This is a genomic window from Nocardia sp. bgisy134 (genome assembly GCF_057708325.1).
Window position 1 is genome coordinate 285477 of record NZ_JBYIRW010000005.1, and the last position, 14837, is coordinate 300313.

At 69.1% G+C, this 14837-nt stretch carries 17 protein-coding genes; 8 read left to right on the top strand and 9 right to left on the bottom strand.

Annotation, left to right across the window (positions count from 1 at the left end; genetic code table 11):
* Positions 1 to 159 precede the first annotated feature (159 nt).
* The gene (locus tag AC3ERS_RS12120; protein ID WP_431966635.1) at positions 160 to 594 is read left to right on the top strand and encodes an SRPBCC family protein; all 435 of its coding nucleotides are present in this window, start codon (positions 160 to 162) and stop codon (positions 592 to 594) included.
* Between the two features lie 71 nt (positions 595 to 665).
* Here AC3ERS_RS12120 and AC3ERS_RS12125 read toward each other — a convergent pair whose 3' ends face one another.
* The 3 genes from AC3ERS_RS12125 to AC3ERS_RS12135 are packed head-to-tail and all read right to left on the bottom strand — an operon-like array spanning position 666 to position 2468.
* Entirely contained in the window at positions 666 to 1016 is a 351-nt protein-coding gene (locus tag AC3ERS_RS12125) for a VOC family protein (protein ID WP_431966637.1), read from the bottom strand.
* 17 nt (positions 1017 to 1033) lie between these two features.
* Positions 1034 to 1849 (bottom strand): MerR family transcriptional regulator, encoded by an 816-nt coding sequence (locus AC3ERS_RS12130; protein ID WP_431966639.1) that lies wholly within the window; start codon positions 1847 to 1849, stop codon positions 1034 to 1036.
* Positions 1850 to 1895: 46 nt separating this feature from the next.
* On the bottom strand, positions 1896 to 2468 hold the full coding sequence (locus tag AC3ERS_RS12135; RefSeq protein WP_431966641.1) for a hypothetical protein: 573 nt from the start codon (positions 2466 to 2468) through the stop codon (positions 1896 to 1898).
* A gap of 128 nt (positions 2469 to 2596) precedes the next feature.
* Here AC3ERS_RS12135 and AC3ERS_RS12140 point away from each other — a divergent pair, with 128 nt between their 5' ends.
* Genes AC3ERS_RS12140 through AC3ERS_RS12150 form a run of 3 tightly spaced genes read left to right on the top strand, consistent with a single transcriptional unit; the run spans position 2597 to position 4217 of the window.
* A complete protein-coding gene (locus AC3ERS_RS12140) occupies positions 2597 to 2929 on the top strand; it encodes a YbaB/EbfC family nucleoid-associated protein (RefSeq protein ID WP_431966643.1) in 333 nt (110 codons plus the stop codon).
* 15 nt (positions 2930 to 2944) lie between these two features.
* The gene (gene recR, locus AC3ERS_RS12145) at positions 2945 to 3553 is read left to right on the top strand and encodes a recombination mediator RecR (RefSeq protein WP_431966645.1); all 609 of its coding nucleotides are present in this window, start codon (positions 2945 to 2947) and stop codon (positions 3551 to 3553) included.
* 43 nt (positions 3554 to 3596) lie between these two features.
* Positions 3597 to 4217 (top strand): LysE family translocator, encoded by a 621-nt coding sequence (locus AC3ERS_RS12150; RefSeq protein WP_431966647.1) that lies wholly within the window; start codon positions 3597 to 3599, stop codon positions 4215 to 4217.
* 3 nt (positions 4218 to 4220) lie between these two features.
* Here the strand turns inward: AC3ERS_RS12150 and AC3ERS_RS12155 are convergent, their stop codons facing one another.
* Together AC3ERS_RS12155 and AC3ERS_RS12160 are read right to left on the bottom strand one after the other, a co-directional pair.
* Positions 4221 to 4865 carry a hypothetical protein gene (locus tag AC3ERS_RS12155; RefSeq protein ID WP_431966649.1) on the bottom strand — a complete coding sequence of 215 codons (645 nt, stop codon included), beginning with the start codon at positions 4863 to 4865 and terminating at the stop codon, positions 4221 to 4223.
* A 45-nt stretch (positions 4866 to 4910) separates the two neighbouring features.
* Positions 4911 to 5114, bottom strand: a complete 204-nt coding sequence (locus AC3ERS_RS12160; protein ID WP_431966651.1) for a hypothetical protein — start codon at positions 5112 to 5114, stop codon at positions 4911 to 4913.
* A gap of 386 nt (positions 5115 to 5500) precedes the next feature.
* On the opposite strand from AC3ERS_RS12160, the gene AC3ERS_RS12165 reads away from it, so the two are divergent.
* From AC3ERS_RS12165 to AC3ERS_RS12180, 4 genes are all read left to right on the top strand, one after another.
* Positions 5501 to 8248: a circularly permuted type 2 ATP-grasp protein gene (locus tag AC3ERS_RS12165; RefSeq protein ID WP_431966653.1), complete on the top strand. Its 2748-nt coding sequence runs from the start codon at positions 5501 to 5503 to the stop codon at positions 8246 to 8248.
* Positions 8245 to 9159, top strand: coding sequence for a transglutaminase family protein (locus AC3ERS_RS12170; RefSeq protein ID WP_431966655.1), 915 nt, complete (start codon positions 8245 to 8247; stop codon positions 9157 to 9159). Before AC3ERS_RS12165 ends, AC3ERS_RS12170 begins: the two co-directional genes overlap by 4 nt.
* A gap of 110 nt (positions 9160 to 9269) precedes the next feature.
* A complete protein-coding gene (locus AC3ERS_RS12175; protein ID WP_431966658.1) occupies positions 9270 to 9527 on the top strand; it encodes a type II toxin-antitoxin system Phd/YefM family antitoxin in 258 nt (85 codons plus the stop codon).
* Complete coding sequence (locus AC3ERS_RS12180; RefSeq protein ID WP_431966660.1) at positions 9524 to 9898, top strand: type II toxin-antitoxin system VapC family toxin; 375 nt, start codon at positions 9524 to 9526, stop codon at positions 9896 to 9898. The genes AC3ERS_RS12175 and AC3ERS_RS12180 overlap by 4 nt, the downstream gene beginning before the upstream one ends.
* A gap of 1 nt (position 9899) precedes the next feature.
* On the opposite strand, the gene AC3ERS_RS12185 is transcribed toward AC3ERS_RS12180, so the two are convergent.
* The 4 genes from AC3ERS_RS12185 to AC3ERS_RS12200 form a co-directional block, all read right to left on the bottom strand.
* The gene (locus tag AC3ERS_RS12185) at positions 9900 to 10610 is read right to left on the bottom strand and encodes a type 1 glutamine amidotransferase (RefSeq protein WP_431966662.1); all 711 of its coding nucleotides are present in this window, start codon (positions 10608 to 10610) and stop codon (positions 9900 to 9902) included.
* Positions 10603 to 11823, bottom strand: a complete 1221-nt coding sequence (locus AC3ERS_RS12190) for a Mur ligase family protein (RefSeq protein WP_431966799.1) — start codon at positions 11821 to 11823, stop codon at positions 10603 to 10605. Before AC3ERS_RS12190 ends, AC3ERS_RS12185 begins: the two co-directional genes overlap by 8 nt.
* 292 nt (positions 11824 to 12115) lie before the next feature.
* Entirely contained in the window at positions 12116 to 12748 is a 633-nt protein-coding gene (locus AC3ERS_RS12195) for a pyridoxamine 5'-phosphate oxidase family protein (RefSeq protein ID WP_431966664.1), read from the bottom strand.
* Between the two features lie 109 nt (positions 12749 to 12857).
* Complete coding sequence (locus AC3ERS_RS12200; RefSeq protein ID WP_431966666.1) at positions 12858 to 14576, bottom strand: hydroxysqualene dehydroxylase; 1719 nt, start codon at positions 14574 to 14576, stop codon at positions 12858 to 12860.
* Positions 14577 to 14837: the final 261 nt, after the last annotated feature.

Consider the following 14837-nt stretch of genomic DNA (forward strand, 5'->3'; position numbering starts at 1 on the left):
ATGTCACGGGAATGTTGCATCGGGAATACCCGGTGTTCGAGGTGGCAGTCACGTCATCGGACACGAATCGGAACAAGATCGGGCTGGCGAGCGAAGCGGCAAGGGCGCAGGGCAGGATAGGGGGCGGTCGAGACACCGCATCCGGACAAGGAGCTCATTGTGGGACAGGTCAGCGCCAGCAGTTCGATCACCGTCGCCGCGGATCCGAAGCGCGCGCTCGACGCCATCGCGGACTACGTGACGGTGCGTCCGCGCATCCTCTCTCCGCACTACCGCGACTACAAGGTCGTCGAGGGCGGCAAGGGCGCGGGCACCGTGGCCGAATGGACTTTGCAGGCCACCGAAAAGCGCTCGCGCAATGTGCACGCCGTCGTTTCGGTGTCGGATTCCATTGTCACCGAGCGCGACTCGAACTCCACCATGGTGAACACCTGGACCGTGACGCCGGAGGGCGACGGCGCGCAGGTCACACTGCGCACGACCTGGAAGGGCGCGGGCGGCATCTCGGGCATCTTCGAGGGCATCTTCGCGCCGCTGGGGCTGAAGAAGATCCAGGCCGAGGTACTGGAGAACCTGCGGCGCGAATTGGCTTGAGCTCGAATCCGAATCGAGCGAAGCAGCGGCCGGGTCCTGGAACAGGGCCCGGCCGCTGCGTTCGGCGATCGTCAAGCGGCGCCGATATCGAACAGGTTGCCCTCCGGGTCGGCCAGCGTGGCCCATTGCTGCCCGTACTCGTCGAAATCGGCGACGTGCTTCGCGCCGAGGGCGACCGCGCGCTCGACGTGATCGCGCCAATCCGGCGCTTGCAGGTCCAGGTGCACGACGTTCTTGCCCGGCGTCTTGTCCGGCACCTTGATGAACATCAGCAACGGCGAATGTCCCGATGCCCGTCCGACGGTCGCGAAGAACTCACTGGCCTCCTCGTCGACGCGCTGTTCGAGCAGCTCCGCCCAGAATCCGGCGAGCGCAGCGGCATTCTCGCAATCGAAGGTGACGTTGGCGATGGACAGCGTCATGGTCGTTCTCTCCTGTCTCAGCGTCCGCCGATGGGCCAGCAGACTTCGGTGAGGTATTCGGTGGGGTCGTCGGTGTCGTTCGGGGCCACCAGGTAGAGCTCGCGCACCGGTTCGGGCAGCGCGGTGTCGTGTTCGGCGACATGGCTGCCCAGCGCGCCGTAGGTGCGGTCGAAGTCCTCGAAGGCGCCGCTGTGCACGGCGACGGCGAAGCGGCGCGCGGGAAGTTCGAGCACCGACAGTCCCTCGGGCGGTTCGATGGCCTCGCGCGTCGTGATCGGCACGAACGCGACCACCTCGCCGGCGTCGTCTTCGAAGAAGTCCATCGCGTAGGTCGCGCCGCCGACCCCTGCGGGGGCCACGCCCGCGGCCGCCAAGGTCTCGTAGAGCAGCGTGAACGAGCGACTGCACCAGGAATCGATCCCGTCGCGCTCGACGAAGTCGGTGACGGCCAGCGCCGGAAACGCCGGAATCGAGCGGTAGCTCACCGAGATCGGCGCGGGCTCGGTCAGCAGCGAACGCAGCGAGGTCACCACCGCGCGCGTCCGCTGGAGTTCCGCCTCCATGCGCTCCAGATGCGCACGCAGCGCGCTGTCGCGGGCGGTGATGTCCGGCGCGGCGAGTACGGCCTTGATCTCGGGCAGCGGCATGTCCAAGCGGCGCAGCCGCCGGATCAGATGGGCCTGCGCCACCTGCTCGGTGGAGTAGCGCCGGTAACCGGAGCCCGGGTCGACCGACACCGGTTCGAGTAGCTCGATGTCGTGGTAGTGGCGCAGCGTCTTCACGCTCAGGTAGGTCAGCCTGGCGAACTCACCGATCGAGACGGTCGCGGTCATGCGCTCAGCGAACACCCTCCAGTGAGGGGAGAGTCAAGCGACCCGTTCAGGCAAGCGCGAAAGTCAGCAGCAGGGTGGTCTGGAGCGCGCCGCGCCACCACGAGTAGCCGAGCCACACGCCGGGGGTCACCTCGCGGATCTCGTCATAGAGCGGCGGGGTCGGCGACGGGTCGTAGTCCAGCGCCCACGCCGGGCCGCCGTCCAGGATCGCGGGTGCGCGATACACGTCGGCCCGCCAGCCTTCCGTGCCCGCGCCGGTCAGCCGGTTCAGCAGATAGCCGCCGTCGGGGCCGGTGTAGAAGGTCTTCCCGATCCACAGGCTCGGCGTGATGCCTTGAACGTAGGCGGGCCTGACCACCCAGCCGTCCTTGACGCCGATCGGCACCGCACCGGCCGGCGAGTCGTGGAAGATCGCGTCCTGCTGCTCGGCCGAGCAACGGAGGCGCAGCGAATCCAGGGTGGCCGCCTTGTCCTCGGGATACAGCACGCAGCCGCCGCCGTAGTCGGAGGCCGCGGGGGTCACCTCGGGATCTGCCGACGCGGCCGGAGCTGGGAACAAGGTCGGAAAGAGGGCCGAAACCGCGATGGCGCCCACGAGAAGTACGCGGTTTGTGCTCATTGCTGTCTCCAGAATTCACGAACCGGTATCCGACCCACCTCCAGGCTAGGCGGGTCGGGGCTGGCTGTCTCGGCATACGGGGGAGGACTAGTCTGAACCGTGACAATCTCCCCCAGAGAGGACGAGCCGTGCAGCCTGAGGGTCAGTTCGACATGCAGCAACTACTCGCCCAAGCGCAGCAGATGCAGCAGGCGGTGATGCAGGCTCAGGCCGAGATCGCGGCTTCCGAGGTGGAGGGACAGGCCGGCGGGGGTCTGGTCCAGGTGCGGATCAAGGCGACGGGCGAGGTGGTGTCGCTGACCATCGACCCGAAGGTGGTCGACCCCGATGACGTCGAGGGCCTGCAGGATCTGGTGATCGGCGCGGTCAACGACGCGATGAGCAACGCGCAGCGGCTGGCGGCCGAGCGCCTCGGACCGCTCTCCGGCGGCGGTTCGCTGCCCGGTTTGCCGGATTTCTGATCGAGGACGGGACGGTTGTACGAGGGTCCGGTACAGGATCTGATCGACGAGCTGGGCAAGCTGCCCGGCGTCGGTCCGAAGAGCGCGCAGCGCATCGCGTTTCACCTGCTCCAGGTGGAGCCGCCGGAGATCGACCGGTTGCAGGCCGCGCTCCAGAAGGTGCGCGACGGCGTGCAGTTCTGCGTGGTGTGCGGCACCGTCTCCGACGGCGAACTGTGCCGCATCTGCGCCGACCCTCGCCGCGACCGCACCATGATCTGCGTGGTCGAAGAGCCCAAGGATGTGCAGGCGATCGAGCGCACCCGTGAATTCCGTGGCCGCTACCACGTGCTCGGCGGAGCGCTCGACCCGCTCAGCGGTGTCGGGCCCGACCAGCTGCGCATTCGGGAGCTGTTGGGGCGCATCGGCAATCAACAGGACGGCGTGGACGTCAGCGAGGTGATCATCGCGACCGACCCGAACACCGAGGGCGAGGCGACGGCCACCTACCTGGTGCGGATGCTGCGCGATTTCCCCGGTCTCGCGGTGACCCGGCTCGCCTCCGGTCTGCCCATGGGCGGCGATCTGGAATTCGCCGACGAATTGACCCTGGGCCGAGCCCTTTCCGGCAGGCGCGCGTTGTAAGTTCCCGGGACTTCGTCCGGCTGCGCGGATTACAGTGCGGGGGATGAGCATCGAGTTCTTGCTGACGACGCTCGTCATCGTCGCCACCCCGGGCACCGGCGTCCTCTTCACTCTCGCGGCTGGACTGTCCCGCGGTGTGCGCGCCAGCGTCGTCGCGGCCTTCGGCTGCACCCTCGGCATCATCCCGCACATGATCGCGGCGGTGACCGGTCTCGCGGCGCTGTTGAACGCCAGTGCCGTCGCCTTCCAGACGCTGAAGTACCTCGGTGTCGCCTACCTGCTGTACATGGCGTGGAACACGGTGCGGGACAAGGGCGCGCTCGCCATCCCCGATACCGGGACCGGCCGCGCCGCGCCGCGCGCACGCCAGGTGATCACCTCGGCGGTGCTGCTCAACATCCTGAATCCGAAGCTGACGATCTTCTTCTTCGCGTTCCTGCCGCAGTTCGTGCCCGCGGGCGCGCCGAACGCGCTGGCCCGCATGCTCGAGCTGAGCGGCATCTTCATGCTGGCCACCTTCGTGGTGTTCGTGGCCTACGGCGCGTGCGCGGCGGCGGTGCGCAGGTATGTCATCGCGCGGCCGATGGTGGTGACGTGGATGCGGCGGGTGTTCGGTGCGTCGTTCGTCGCGCTCGCGGGGCGGCTGGCCGTGCAGAACCAGTAGCGGTCAGAACTCCACGCGGGTCCACTGGACGCGCGCGAATGCGTCCCGCTCGCCGGTGGTCCACGCCCAGATCAGGTCCGCGACCGTGGCGGGGTCCTCGACGGTGGCGCCGTAGTGCCGATCGGGTCCGCCGTCGCGGTATTCGACCGTGTATTCGCCGGGCTTGCCGCGATAGGTCTGGATGTAGTCGTGGTCGGACCGCTCGACGATCAGATACGGGTTGGGCGCCGCGAGCTCCGGAACCCACTGCCGCACAAGCGTTTCGGTGAGATAAGGGAACGTGCCCGCGCCGCCGTGGGTGACGGAGACCGGCACGTGCTCCGCCGGGTCGATCACCCAGGCGAGCTGCGGGTCGTAGATCGCGTAGCCCCGCGGCGTCGCGATGTCGAAGAGCAGCTCGCGCACGTAGCCGATCGCGTCGTACGGGCACGCCACGTGCAGCACGGCGCCGTTCGCCGCCCCGCCCACCGACTCCTCGCTGAGGAAGCTGTCCTCCTCCGGCAGCTCCAGATTCCGCTCGTTGATCTCCGCCGCCATCTCCGCGACCACCGCGGCCTCGGCCACCCCCTGCTGCCCGACCAGATACGCCTCCACCTCGGTCGGGTTCGCAGCAACACCGGACGGCAACAACACGTGGTCGTAGTTCACCCGGCCAGCGTACGGGGAGCTACCGTGCCTTCTTCGGGCACCGGGTCAGGCGCGGCGGCGGGTCGGGGTTTCGGTCGCGCAGGCGCAGCCGCCTGCGATGTCGCCGCAGCCGACGACGAAGGTATGGCGAGTATGGCAGTAGGAGAGGCAGCCGGCGTCGGTGCATTCGGGGCCGCGGCCCGCGTGGACGATCAGGGTGCCGTGGCAGTGGTCTACCGCGGATTCGCAGGATGGGCATGTCACGCGCATGGGACCTCCTGACGAGATCAATTGGTTATTCGGTCTTAGCACTCGCCTCGGGCCGATGGTGGGAGGCGGGACGGGCGTGTCGGCGGACTGCACGGCGCAAGATCGTGTGCTGAAGGCGTTGCGCGCCAAGCGCGAGAGTCCCAAAAGGCCGCGCAATCGCGTCGCAATCGTCGTGTCGAGGGGGGTGGACACGCCGCGACTCGGGTCGATCGCGCGGATTCACGTGCGAAGATGGCAGCACAGTCGACCGACTTCGACGTGCCAGGCAGGCAATTCACGTCGCGCCCGCACCGTCTGGGGACCGGTCGGCGACCGGTGCGGTGCGGATCGGACGCGCGTGCGTCACGGCCGGACGCGCGACGTCTGACAGCGGAGGTGAGGTCGGCATGGTCGCCGATGCGGTGCCCCCGGCGGCGACGGCCGCCGACGTGCGGGAACAGATCGCCGAGCAGTTCGCGCGGTATCGGGCCGAGGGTGGGCACAGCGGCGCTTACGACGAATGCGGCAGGCCCACCGGCGGTTACTACGACGAACTGGTCGACGCCGAAGGCACGGTGCGGCCGATGTGGTCGGAGCTCTCGGCCGACTTCGTGGAGATCGGCATCGCGGGGCTCGGCAGGCTGGACACCAGGGTGCGCAGGCTGATCGAGGACGACGGCATCACCTACACCGAGGTAGTGCGGGCGGGCGAGGCCGCGATTCCGACGCCGTGGCGGCTCGACCCGATTCCGCTGCTGGTCTCCGCCGACGACTGGACCCGCCTGGAGGCCGGTCTGGTGCAGCGCTCCCGGGTATTGGACGAAGTGCTCACCGATGTCTACGGTTCGCGCCGCACCATCACCTCGGGGCTGCTGCCACCGGAGGTCGTGTTCGGCAACACGGGCTATGTGCGCGCCGCGCACGGCATCACGATTCCCGGACGGCATCAGCTGTTCCTGCACGCCTGCGACATCAGCCGGTGGAGCGACGGCGAGTTCCGCGCCATCGCCGACTGGGCGCAGGCGCCGTCGGGGGCCGGTTACGCGCTGGCCGACCGGCGCGTGGTCTCGACCGCGATCCCGGAGGCGTTCGAGCATTCGAGCCCGCGCCCGCTCACGCCGTTCGCCAGGGCGATGCGGCTGCTGCTGATCGAGGCCGCGCCGGTGGCCGACGACGATCCGGTGGTGGTGGTGCTGAGCCCGGGCGTGCAGTCCGAAACCGCCTTCGATCAGGCGTATCTCGCGTCGACGCTGGGTTTCCCGCTGGTCGAGAGCGCCGACCTGGTGGTGCGCGACGGCGCGCTGTGGATGCGCTCGCTCGGCACGTTGCGGCGGGTGGACGTGGTGCTGCGGCGGGTGGACGCGGAATTCTCCGATCCGCTGGACCTGCGCCCGGATTCGCATCTCGGGGTGGTCGGGCTGGTCGAGGTGCTGCGCCGCGGCGCGGTGACCGTGGTGAACACGCTGGGCAGCGGATTGCTGGAAAACCCTGCGCTGGCGGCGTTTCTGCCGCGGATCTCCCGCGCGCTGCTCGGCGAGGACCTGCTGCTGGACAGCGCGCCCACGTATTGGGGCGGCGACCCGAGCGAGCGTTCGCATCTGCTCGCCAATCTGGAGAAGCTGATCATCCGGTCGACGGTGGACGGCGCCACGCTGTTCGGGCCGGATCTCACAGCCACCATGCGCGAGGAGTTGCGTCGGCGCATCGAGGCGGACGGCTGGCGCTGGGTCGGCCAGGAACCGGCCCAGTTCTCGGTGGCCCCGGCCGTGCAGGGTTACGGCGGTCTGGCGGCGTCGCCGGTGGGCATGCGGCTCTTCTCGATGGCTCGTCGCGGCGGGTACACCGCGATGGCGGGCGGCCTCGGTCAGCTGCGCCAGCGCACCCAGCCGGACCGGGTGGTGATCAAGATCGCGGCCAAGGACGTCTGGGTCCGCGCCGCGCCCGCCGCGACGACGGCCGTCAGCGCCGAACCCCCGCACGAGGCGCGCGAGCGGCGAACCGCGCCCGTCGTCGAGGCGATCAGCTCGCCCCGCGTGCTCAACGATCTGTTCTGGATGGGCCGCTACGGCGAGCGCGCCGAGGCGGCGGTGCGCCTGCTCATGGCCACCCACGACCGCTACCAGGACTTCCGCTACCGGCCATGGATGGAGGGCGCGGAGGCGGTGACCGTGCTGATGTCGGCGCTGGCCGTGACCACCGGCACGACTGCACCCGACGCTGTCGTCCACGACGTGCGTCCGCCGCATGCCGCCGACGCCGAGTCACCCGGTGCGGCAACGGGTTTCCCCGTCGAGGGGCCCCCGGCGGAAGGTGCCGAGCACGGCAACGGCTGGGTGGCCGCGGTGGCGGGTGCGTCCCGCGAGGGGCACGACTATCTCGAATCGTTGACCATCGACCGTGAACTGCCCGGATCGCTGGCGTTCGCGATCGATCGGTACGGCTCGTCGGCGCGCGCCGTGCGCGACCAGCTCTCGCACGACACCTGGATGATTCTGAGCTCGGTGGACCGGGCGCTCGCCGAATACCGGGGCAGCGGCGGCGATCAGGAGACGGCGCTCTCCGCGGTGCATTCGCAGACCCTCGCCGCGGTGCTCTCACTCTCCGGCATCTGGTCCGAGTCCGTGGTGCGCGACATCGGCTGGTATGTCACGGATATCGGCAAACGCGTCGAGCGCGGACTCGCCGTGACGGCGCTGCTGTCCGCGGCCTTGACCGAGACCTACCCCGCGGAGGCGCAGCGGGTGGTCACCGAGGCGGTGTTGCAGGCCGCCGAGTCCTCGGTGAGTTACCGTCGGCGGCACCGGGATTCGGTCCGGGTCTCGGCGGTCGCCGGACTGCTGCTGTTCGACAGGGGCAACCCGCGGTCGCTGGCCTATCAGCTGGAACGGCTCGAGGTGGATTTCGCCGCCCTGCCCGGCGCCTCGGGATCCTCACGGCCGCAGCGGTTGCTCGCCGACGCCCAGCGCATGCTGCGTCGCCTGGACCCGGACGAGCTGGAGTTCACCGACGAGAACGGGAGGCGCACCGAATTGGCCGACCTGCTCGAAGGCGTGCACCTGCGGCTGCGCAAGATCGCGGAATCCTTCGAGACGACGAAACTCTCGCTGCCGGTGGGTATTCAGCCGCTGTGGGGCACCACCCGGGTGGTCGGATGATCGGCGGCGACGGTGCGGCCCGGCGGTATCGGGTGGCGCATCGCACCACGTACTCCTACTCCGAGCAAGTCACCAGCTCCTATGGGCGGGCCTATCTCACGCCGCGCGAGTTCCCCGGGCAGCGGCTGCTCGCGCACGACGTGCACATCGATCCGGTGCCGTCGGACCGGTCCATCGGCACCGACGTGTACGGCAACACCACCTGCTACTTCCACGTCACGGCCGAACACCGGGAGCTGGTCGTCGGCGCCGAGTCCATTGTCGAGGTCGACCCGCCCGCCGAGCCTGTGGACGGCCCGGCGCTGCTGCCCTGGGAGTCCGCCCGCCCCGGCCACGGGAACGGTCCGCTGGCCGTGGAATTCACCCTGGACCTGCATCCGCCGGAGATCACCGACGAGGTCACCGCGTACGCCGCGCAATCGCTCACACCCGGCCGTCCGCTGCTCGCCGCGGTGACCGAGCTGACCACCCGCATCCACCGCGACTTCACCTACCGCTCCGGCTCGACGAACGTCTCCACCAGGGTCATCGACGTGTTCGCCGCGCGCACCGGCGTCTGCCAGGATTTCGCCAGGATCGGTGCGGCCTGCCTGCGGTCGCACGGACTGGCCGCGCGGTACGTGTCCGGCTATCTGGCCACCGACCCGCCGCCCGGAAAGGCGCGCATGGTCGGCGCGGATGCCACGCACGCCTGGGCGGCGGTGTGGATACCGGGGGATGGCCAGGCCGACCGCGCGGGTCGCTGGATCGGCTTCGACCCCACCAACGATCAGCTCGCCGACGAGCGCTACGTCGTCGCCGCGTGGGGTCGCGACTACGCGGATGTGCCGCCGTTGCGCGGCATCATCTACACCGAGGCCAAGGAAAGCACGATCACCGTGTCGGTGGACGTCGCTCCCGTCGAGGTGTGAACGCGCTGCGCGACTCCGCTTGCCAGTATTGCGGCCACCATGCACGCCGCCTATCTGTTTCGATGGCACGAAGCGCCATCGTGGACTAACCCCTTGGCTAAGGAGGAGTCATGTCGGGTAATGCCGCAGAGCAGTTCAACATCCATGAGGCAAAGACGCATCTTTCGCGCATCCTCGAACGTGTCGAGCACGGCGAGGAGATCGTGATCAGCCGGGCGGGCCACCCGATCGCCAAGGTGGTTCCCCTCATTCGCCGGGTGGACCGCACCGGGCGTGGTTCCTTGCGTGGCCAGCTGGTCTTGAGCGCTGACTGGGACTCCGAGGAGACCAGCGCGGCGATCGGCGACGACTTCGGGCTTGCGCCATGAGTCTGCTGCTGGACACGCACGTCGTACTGTGGTGGCTGAACGACGATCCGCAGCTTGCCAGTGACCTGAAGGACCGGCTCGATCACGACCCGGACGTCTACCTGAGTGCGGTGACGGTCTGGGAGGTCGCCATCAAGCAGGCCCTCGGCGAACTCGCCGGACCCGACGAACTCCCGGAACGCATCCGCGCCAGCGGATTCGTCGAACTGCCCATAGGCCACGACCACGCCATGGCCGCTGGGCGTCTGCCACTCATTCACCGCGACCCGTTCGACAGGATGTTGGTCGCTCAGGCTCGATGCGAGAACCTGACGCTCGTCACCGCGGATCCTTACTGCCAGAAGTACGACGTGCCGATTCTGGCGGTGTAGCTCAGGCGCGGAGGCGTTCGCGGCGGAGCTGGTCGACCTCGGGGAGGTTCAGCGGCTCGAGCGCGTCGACGCCGAGGGCTCGGGTGAGCAGGAGGTCGGCCAGTTCGGGGTTGCGGGCGAGGGCGGGGCCGTGCATGTAGGTGCCGATCACCGAGCCCTGGACCACGCCCTCGAGACCGTCGCCGACTCCGTTGCCGACGCCGCGGGTGACGCGCGCCAATCCGGTCGCCGCGGGGCCGAGTTTCGTTCCGCCGCGATGATTTTCGAAGCCGGTGAGCGGCGCTTTCAGACCCGTGAGCATGGGGCTGGTCGTCACCTCGCCGATGGCGCGCTTGGCTTGCGGTGAGGTGGTCACGTCGATGAGGCCGACGCCGTCGACGCGCTCGCCCGACGAGGTCTCGTACCAGTTGCCGAGCACCTGGATGGCGGCGCAGATGGCCAGTACCGGAGCGCCTTTCGCGGCCGCCTCCTGCAAGCCCGGGTAGCGCTGCAAATGACGGGTGGCCAGCCGCTGCGCCGAATCCTCCGCGCCGCCCAGGGTGTAGATGTCCAGCGAGTTCGGAACCGGTTCGGGCAGCTTGATTTCCACGATCTCGGCGTCGTAACCGCGCATGCGCAGCCGCTGGCGCAGCACGAGCGCGTTGCCGCCGTCGCCGTAGGTGCCCATCACATCGGGCAGCACCAGGCCGATCCGTACCGTCGAGTCACCCATGATTCTCCAAGTCGCGGTTGAGGTCGCGGAACGCGGTGTAGTTGGCGAGCACCTCGACTCGTCCTGGCGGACAGGAAGCGATGGCGCGCACCGGATCCGGCACGGTGGTGTGCTCGACGCCCGCATAGGTGAGCCGCACGGCGAGGTCGGTGGCGCGCTCGCCCGAGGCGACCACCTGCACGCCCTCGAAGTGCTCGAAACGCACGTCCCACAGCCAGGACAGGTCCTCGCCGTCGGGCACCTGCCCGTTCACCGCGATCACCAGCCCGGCCGCGGTCGGCTCGATCATCGACAGCGCTTCCTGCCAGCCCGCGGGGTTCTTGGCGAGCAGCAGTCGCGCGGCGTGCTCGCCGACCTGCACGGTGCGGTAGCGCCCGGCGATCTCGCGCACCGTCCCGGCGGCCGCGACGGCCTTGGCCGCTTCCGAGCCGAGCGCGACCGCGGCGGCCACCGCCTGCGCGGCGTTGCCCCGGTTGGCCCGGCCGGGCAGCGCCAGCTCGAGCACGTGGCGTTCGCCGTCGGGGCCGACGAGATCGTTCCCGTCGAGCCACCAATCCGGTTGCGGTCGTTCGAAATCCGTGCCCGTGCTGCGCCAGTGCGTGCCCTCCCACACGATCGGCTCACCGGAGCGCGGACAGCTCGTCGCGTCCATCGCCCAGCCGCTGCCCGCGGCGACCCACACCACGTTCGGGTGGTCGTAGGCGATCGAGGTGACCAGCACGTCGTCGCAGTTCGCGATCACCACGGTGTCGGGGTGGCGGGCGAGCCCGGCGCGCAGCTTGCGCTCGATCATGTTGATCTCGCCGACCCGGTCCAGCTGGTCGCGGCTGAGGTTCAGCAACACCACGGCGGCCGGGTTCAGCGAATCGCTGACGTGCGGCAGATGCAGTTCGTCCACCTCGATGGCGGCCAGCGGCACACCCTGGTGCGTGCTCAGCGCGGCGACGATCCCCGCGTCCATGTTGGCGCCGTCGGCCTGTGTGGCGACCTGGCCGAGGGTGCTCAGCGCGGCGGTGGTCATCCGCGTCGTCGTCGACTTGCCGTTGGTGCCGGTCACCAGCACCGTGCGCCTGCCGCGTCCGAGCTGATCCATGATCGTCGGATCGATCTTCAACGCGATCAGGCCGCCGATCATCGAACCCTTGCCGCGTCCCGCCTTCTGCGAGGCCCACGACGCTGCCGCCGCGGCCCGCAGGGCGATCCGCCCACGCATCGATATCTTCGCCACGCCGAGAGTCTATGTGCGAGGTGCGGGCGGTGCTTCGACAGCGTCGGCGGGGGTGCGCGCTGTCACGTCGGGCGGTGTTCGCGCGCGGTCGGTGGGGCGGTGCGTGCGCGTAGTGCACCGCCATTTTCGATGTCACACACTTTTCGAGCGCCCCACATAGTCGGTGCCTGTGTGAAGCGTCCACGGCGTATGTGCGAAAAGTCAGGGGGTGGGGCTGTTGGGGGTGGTGGTGTTGGTGGGGCGAGGTAGACCGCGTGGGGGAGCCCGCTGGCCCGGATCAGTCCCGGTACAACTTGGTCGCGTAATTCTCCGGCGAGTAGTACCGCTCCAACTCCTCGACCGTCTCCGTGACATCCGCCTGCACCTCTTTGACCAGGCACGCGGCGCTGGGCAACGTGTCGGCGGCCCACTCCTTCGGCTCCCACAGGTGGCTGCGGATGAACGCCTTGGCGCAGTGGAAGAAGATCTGGTCGACGGCGACCTCGACGGCGAGGATCGGGCGGTGGCCCTTGACCACCATGTCGTCGAAGTACGCGGCGTCGCGAACCAGCCGGGCGCGGCCGTTGATGCGCAGGGTTTCGCGGCGGCCCGGGATCAGGAACAGCAGGCCGACGTGCGGGTTGGACAGGATGTTGAGGTAGCCGTCGGCTCTGCGGTTGCCGGGGCGCTCCGGGATGGCGATGGTGTGGTCGTCGAGCACCTTCACGAAACCCGCCGGGTCGCCCTTGGGCGAGGCGTCGCAGTTGCCGTCGGCGTCGCCGGTGCTCATCACCAGGAAAGGGGAGTTGGCGATCCACTCGCGGTCGCGGGGGTGCAGCGCGACGCGCTCCTTGGTCGCCGCGCGCGGCATCACCGCGCCGAGCAGTGCGCGCAGGTCGGCGGGGTCGGTGATCTCCGTGGTCTCGCCCATCTTTCGATTGAAGCACCGCCGCCGGGGCGTGGGCGACGGAATATCGAACCACGGCAGGGAGATCCGTCACAGCCGCCGAAGCCCACCGGCAGGCTCGCGCGGGATGCCGTCAGAACTGCACGTCGAACAGGTTCGGCTGGCCGGCCGCGTACCGGTCGGCGTCCATGCGCCGCAACGGTTCCAGGTCCGTGGCCCGGTACAGCGTGTACATCCGGCACCGCGGCGCGTCCGAGCCCGCCACGTCGAGTAGCGCGTTCACCGCGGCGCGCGCCGATTCGTTGGCGCCCTCCATGGTGGCCAGGTCGACGTTGGTGCGCACGTAATCGCCTGCGAGGAACAGGTTTTCCAGGTCGCCGTGCGGTTCGGGGCGGTAGTCCCACGATCCGGCGGTGTTGATCAGCAGCGGGTCGGCGTTGGTGTTGCGGCGCTGGTCGGACTGCCAGACGATCGCGGGGTCGAGGAACCAGGAGTGCAGATCGGCGTCGCGCAGCTCTTCGCCGCGGTCGTTGAGATGGGCCTGCAACTGCGCCCACACCTCGCGCGCGATCTCCTCGTGCGTGCACTCTTTGGCGGGTTTGCCGTACAGGATGCCGGGGGTGTTCCAGTCGGAGATGTCGACCGAGAGGCAGTCCTGCACGGTGCCGTCGCCGAATTCGGCGAGCTTGCGCGTCCACAGCTGGTTCTGGCTGATCGAGGTGAGCGACCACGGCGCGTCGATGTAGGCGGTGTGGCCCTTGGATATCTCGGCCGGTCTGCGCAGGTAGAACTGCATGCCGGTCATCCAGTCCACGAACAGCCCGTCCATCGCGGCCAGCTCGGGGCGCACCGCGAGCACGTCCGGCGACCACAGCGCGCGGGCCTGCTCGGCGGCCAGCGCCACCACGAAGTAATCGGCCTCGACGGTGCGGCTGCCGCCGGCGTCGACGATGCGAGCGCCAGAGATGCGCCGATCGCGTACTTCCAGCCCGCGTACCTCCGCACCCACCGCGAACTCGACGCCGAGCTCGCGCAGCAACGCCGTCCACGGCTCGATCCACGCTGAATTGGTCGGTCCGTTCAGCACCCGGTCCAGCGCGCCGTCGTTGCCGATCTCGAACGGATTGCCGAGGAACTGCTCGCCCATGTTGCCGATGGTGCGCACACTGGCGAGGTTGTCCTTGGCGGCGACCATGATGCTGGTCAGCGTGCGCGAGATCAGCGCGCGGAATTCGTGGGAACGGTCGTGGGCGCCGACGAAATCGCGCCAGGCCATCCGCTCCCACTGGCCGAAACGGCGTGCGTCGCAACTGGTGTTGAACACCAGCAGCCGGTTGGCGAAGAAAAGTCCTTCGGCGGGGGTCATTTTCAGCGCGGTCGCGATGGCCGCGCCGACGGTCTCGCGGAAGTCCTCCGGACTGGGACTGACAGGTTTGGCGCGGAAGCCGAGCGGAACACGGAAGTCGTCACCGCCGCGGCGGGACATGCGCGCCTCGGGCATTCCGATCAGGTTGTTCCACACGCCATCGGCGTTGCCCGCGACTGGAATCCGGCGCATGGTGTCCGGAATGTGTTGGTAGAAGCCGGGAAAGAAGCGGAAGCCGTGTTCGCCGGGTAGATCGGGACGTCCGCCGGATCCGGTGGCTGGCACCGGGATGCTGCGCGCCTTGCCGCCGAGCGCGCGTCTCTCGTAGACGGTGACCTGGAATCCGCGTTCGGCCAGCTCATGTGCCGCGGTGAGGCCCGCGACCCCGCCGCCGAGCACCGCCACGCGCCTGCCGTTCGGAGCGCCCGAGGCGGGCGCGGGTCTCAGCCCACCGGCCGACAGCGCTCCCGCCGTCGAAACCCCCATTGCCACCGTGCCGCGAAGCATCGTTCTTCGCGAGACGGCCCATCGCTTTTCTGCCATGCGCGACTCTGCTGCCTAGCTTTCGGACCCTACCTTCACCGCCGGACTCACTGTAAAGCGCCTGCTCGGGACCATCCCACCCGCCCCTGCCGCCGCCGGTCGCGGCCGGTATCGAATCTCGCCGCGTGGAGTACAGCGCCCCGAGAGTACCGCCGCCCGCGCGCGGTGCGAGCTACTTCCCGAAACTCGCAATTCGCAGACTCG

Coding starts and splice junctions, on each gene's coding strand:
- AC3ERS_RS12195 (WP_431966664.1), bottom strand. CDS start 12,748: ATGGGCGAGACCACGGAGATCACCGACCCCGCCGACCTGCGCGCACTG.
- AC3ERS_RS12170 (WP_431966655.1), top strand. CDS start 8,245: ATGATCGGCGGCGACGGTGCGGCCCGGCGGTATCGGGTGGCGCATCGC.
- AC3ERS_RS12125 (WP_431966637.1), bottom strand. CDS start 1,016: ATGACGCTGTCCATCGCCAACGTCACCTTCGATTGCGAGAATGCCGCT.
- AC3ERS_RS12180 (WP_431966660.1), top strand. CDS start 9,524: ATGAGTCTGCTGCTGGACACGCACGTCGTACTGTGGTGGCTGAACGAC.
- AC3ERS_RS12200 (WP_431966666.1), bottom strand. CDS start 14,576: ATGGGGGTTTCGACGGCGGGAGCGCTGTCGGCCGGTGGGCTGAGACCC.
- AC3ERS_RS12135 (WP_431966641.1), bottom strand. CDS start 2,468: ATGAGCACAAACCGCGTACTTCTCGTGGGCGCCATCGCGGTTTCGGCC.
- AC3ERS_RS12165 (WP_431966653.1), top strand. CDS start 5,501: ATGGTCGCCGATGCGGTGCCCCCGGCGGCGACGGCCGCCGACGTGCGG.
- AC3ERS_RS12175 (WP_431966658.1), top strand. CDS start 9,270: ATGTCGGGTAATGCCGCAGAGCAGTTCAACATCCATGAGGCAAAGACG.
- AC3ERS_RS12130 (WP_431966639.1), bottom strand. CDS start 1,849: ATGACCGCGACCGTCTCGATCGGTGAGTTCGCCAGGCTGACCTACCTG.
- AC3ERS_RS12185 (WP_431966662.1), bottom strand. CDS start 10,610: ATGGGTGACTCGACGGTACGGATCGGCCTGGTGCTGCCCGATGTGATG.
- AC3ERS_RS12150 (WP_431966647.1), top strand. CDS start 3,597: ATGAGCATCGAGTTCTTGCTGACGACGCTCGTCATCGTCGCCACCCCG.
- AC3ERS_RS12190 (WP_431966799.1), bottom strand. CDS start 11,823: ATGCGTGGGCGGATCGCCCTGCGGGCCGCGGCGGCAGCGTCGTGGGCC.
- AC3ERS_RS12160 (WP_431966651.1), bottom strand. CDS start 5,114: ATGCGCGTGACATGCCCATCCTGCGAATCCGCGGTAGACCACTGCCAC.